The sequence below is a fragment of the Actinomadura sp. NPDC048032 genome (genome assembly GCF_040653175.1).
Taxonomy (GTDB): Bacteria; Actinomycetota; Actinomycetes; order Streptosporangiales; family Streptosporangiaceae; genus Spirillospora; species Spirillospora verrucosospora.
The window spans coordinates 1-3,259 of the sequence record NZ_JBEZJP010000634.1 but is presented as its reverse complement, the minus strand read 5'-3'; the positions used below and the strand labels follow the sequence as shown (position 1 = coordinate 3,259).

General features: G+C 76.1%; 4 protein-coding genes. All 4 read right to left on the bottom strand.

All coding sequences use genetic code 11. The annotated features are described in order from the left end of the window. Positions 1 to 273 (bottom strand): glycerate kinase (locus tag AB0C69_RS40365; RefSeq protein WP_360361742.1); only part of this gene is annotated, 273 nt, incomplete at its 3' end. Next, positions 273 to 1,163 carry a hypothetical protein gene (locus tag AB0C69_RS40360; RefSeq protein ID WP_360361739.1) on the bottom strand — a complete coding sequence of 297 codons (891 nt, stop codon included), beginning with the start codon at positions 1,161 to 1,163 and terminating at the stop codon, positions 273 to 275. The genes AB0C69_RS40360 and AB0C69_RS40365, both read right to left, overlap by 1 nt. Continuing rightward, positions 1,160 to 2,314: an LD-carboxypeptidase gene (locus AB0C69_RS40355; protein ID WP_360361736.1), complete on the bottom strand. Its 1,155-nt coding sequence runs from the start codon at positions 2,312 to 2,314 to the stop codon at positions 1,160 to 1,162. The genes AB0C69_RS40360 and AB0C69_RS40355 overlap by 4 nt, the downstream gene beginning before the upstream one ends. A gap of 88 nt (positions 2,315 to 2,402) precedes the next feature. Further along, positions 2,403 to 3,170, bottom strand: coding sequence for a Sir2 family NAD-dependent protein deacetylase (locus tag AB0C69_RS40350; RefSeq protein ID WP_360361733.1), 768 nt, complete (start codon positions 3,168 to 3,170; stop codon positions 2,403 to 2,405). Between the last annotated feature and the right edge of the window lie 89 nt (positions 3,171 to 3,259).

Below are 3,259 nucleotides of genomic sequence, written 5' to 3'. Positions count from 1 at the left end.
GGCCAGCTCCACCACCGCCGAGCGCCCGTCGCCCGACAGCGCGTAGCGCGCCTTGACCGGGCGCCCCACCGGGTCGGTGGCGGCGACCTCGACCGCGTCGCCGCCGCGGGCGCTGAGGAAGCAGTCGAGGGTGCCCTCGCCGCCGTCGGCCATCGGCACGGCGGCGACCCGCGCGTCGGGCGCGGCGCGCAGGACGCCCGCCTCGACGGCGGCGCACACCTGGGCGGCGGACAGGCTTCCCTTGAACGAGTCGGGGGCGATGACGACCTTCATCAGCGCTCCGCCGCCAGCGTCGCGATCACGGAGGCGAACTCCTCGGGCAGGACCAGCGTGTCTCCCTCGTAGCGGGTCTCCAGGCGGGTCAGCTCGCCGGCGCGCCACCAGTACAGGGAGGGGCTGAGCGAGCCGGGACCCTCCTCGTAGGCGCGGTGCGCCTGCGCCTGGAGCTCGGTCGCCGCCGCCACGGCCTCGCGGTAGCGCGCCCTCGGGTGGCCTTCGGTGATCCGGAGCGGGTGGGCGACGATGAGGCTGCGGTTGGGCGCGATGACCAGCGCGCCGTACGGGCCGATCGGCAGGTACTCCTCCAGCCACGCCAGGTGCGTGACGGCGTAGAACGTCCAGCCGTGCAGGACGGAGACGCGGACGCCGCCGAGGTCCTGCTCGTCCATCTGGAGCGGGCCGTCGGCGCGGACGTTGGCGCGGCCGAGCATGAACAGCGCGTCGCCCGACACCGGCCAGCCGCCCATTTCCTCGGTGGTGACCGTCCGGACGGTGGTGGGCGTGTCGACCACCACCACCTCGATCAGGCCGGGCGCGAACGGCCGGGCCGCGAGCACCCCGTTGTCGGCCTCCGCGGGGTAGATGCGGGTGCGCAGCAGGTGCTGGGCGAGGTCGAAGTCGCTGAGGTCCAGCGGCTCCTCGATCGCCGTGACGATCGTGGTCACGTGGTCGGAGACCAGCGCGGGCCAGTCGTCGCGCGGCACCAGCCGCGCGAGCTGCCGCAGGTCGCGCAGGCTGACGTGCAGCCTGTTGGCGCCCTCCAGCAGCATGATCTCGCCCGGCACCCGGCTGCACCGGTAGCCGAGGCTCTCGGCCACGAGGACGAGCAGGGAGTCGAGGGTCCCGTCGTCCCACGGATCGGGACGGGCGTGGCGGCCGCTCATCGCGCACCTCCCGGGGGCGCTTCGAGGGTGAGCGCGCCGGTGTCCGGCACGGCGGGGTGCGGATGTGCGGGGTCGTGGCCCGGCGGGGCCGGGGCGTGCAGCGCGGCGGGGGCGCCGAGCTCCAGGGTGTGCTGGTGCGGCCCGTGCCCGGCGGAGAGGCCGGCGAGGATCGGGACGCCGAGCGGGCCGAGCCTGGCGGCGAACACCGCGTCGAGCTCGGCGGGGTCGCCGCAGTCCTTCCAGGAGCCGAGCGCGAACCCGGCGGCGCCGTCGAACCAGCCGGCCTGGAGGAGCTGGACGAGCATCCGGTCGATCCGGTACGGCGCCTCGGTCACGTCCTCCAGGAAGACGACGCGGCCCGCGGCGGGCGGCGGCGCGTACGGGGTGCCGAGCACCGCCGCCAGGAGCGAGAGGGTGCCGCCGGTCAGCGGGCCCTCCGCGCGCCCGGGCCGCAGCGTGCGCGTGCCGGGCAGCACGGCGGGCGCCGAGCCCGATGACGCCGCGGACGACGCCGCGGCGCCGCCGAACAGGGCGGTGCGCAGGGACTCCAGGGAGGCGTCCGGCGCCGCCGGGTCGAGATCGGCGATCACTCCCGCGGGCATGGGGCCGAAGGACGTCGTGATCCGCAGGCGCGTTCCAAAAGCGCCGTGCAGCGCGGTGATGTCGCTGGAACCGTGCAGGATCTTCGGCCCGCCGCCGGTGGCGGCGGACGCCTCGGTCGCGGCGCGCAGGGCGTCCCAGTCGAGACGGTCGAGGACGCGGGTGGCGCCGTAGCCGCCCCGCGCGCAGACCACCGCGCGGACCCGCGGGTCGCACCAGGCGGCCTGCAGGTCGGCGGCGCGGTCGGCGTCGGTTCCGGCCAGCCGGTGCCAGTCGCCGCGCACCGGGCCCGCCGGGCCCAGGTTGACACGGTCGAGGGCGTGCTTGCCGACCACGACGTCAAGGCCGAGGTCGCGCAGGACGGCGCAGCCCGCCTCCAGCCGCGCGGGGTCGGCGGGGCCGCTGGGCGCGACCACCGCGACGCGGTCGCCGGGCCGCAACCTCGCGTACCTGCGGGCCTTCCGCGCGTGCTCCGCACCGCCGGGCGTGCCGACGGCGGGCGCGTCCGGCGACCCGTGGGCCGCCACCGCGCGGGCGCCCCCGCTGTTCAACCCGATCCCTCCTCGCACCGCGACGGATAGAGCTTGTCAGGATCCGGACCCCAGTGGAAGGGGCGACCGGTCACGACCCGCCAACAGATCATCGCCCCGTGCCGAGCGCGAGGCCGGCCAGGCGCGGCAGCGTCTCGCCGATCGGCCGGCGCAGCACCGCGTCGGCCAGCCCATCGTACGGGGTCTCCTCCGCGTTGATGATCACCAGCCGGGCGCCGTGGTCGACCGCCTCCAGGCACAGCCCGGCGGCGGGCTGCACGGTGAGCGAGGTGCCGACCGCCAGGAACAGGTCGCAGGACCGCGCGGCGATGATCGCCGCGTCGAGGACGTCCTGGTCCAGGGCCTGGCCGAAGGAGATCGTCGCGGACTTCTGGATGCCGCCGCACTCGGCGCAGAGCGGGTCGGCCTCCCCGGCCTCGACGCGCGCGATGATCTCCGGCATCGGGGTGCGCAGCCCGCAGGACAGGCACACGGCCTCGCGCGCGGTCCCGTGGATCTCGATGACGGCGCGCTCGGAGGATCCGGCGCGCTGGTGCAGGCCGTCGATGTTCTGGGTGATCAGGGCGCGGAGCCGTCCGGCCCGCTCCAGCTCGACCAGCGCGGCGTGCGCGGCGTTCGGCTCGGCCTCCCAGACGGGGGCGTCGCGCCGGGCCCGCCAGGCGCGGCGCCGCACCTCCGGATCGGCGAGGTAGGAGCCGATCGTGGACATCGCCTCCGCCGACGGGTCGCGCGTCCAGACGCCGTTCGGACCGCGGAAGTCGGGGATCCCGCTGTCGGTCGAGATGCCGGCGCCGGTGAGCACCGTGATCGCCTCGGCCTCCGGCAGGAGGCGGGCCAGCGTGCGGGGAGCGTCCACCGCACCATGGTAGGGTGTCCAGGTGCCAGTACAGGGTGGTCGAACCGGTGCCGAGCCGCTCGGCCAGCCGCCGCATGGTCAGCCGGTCC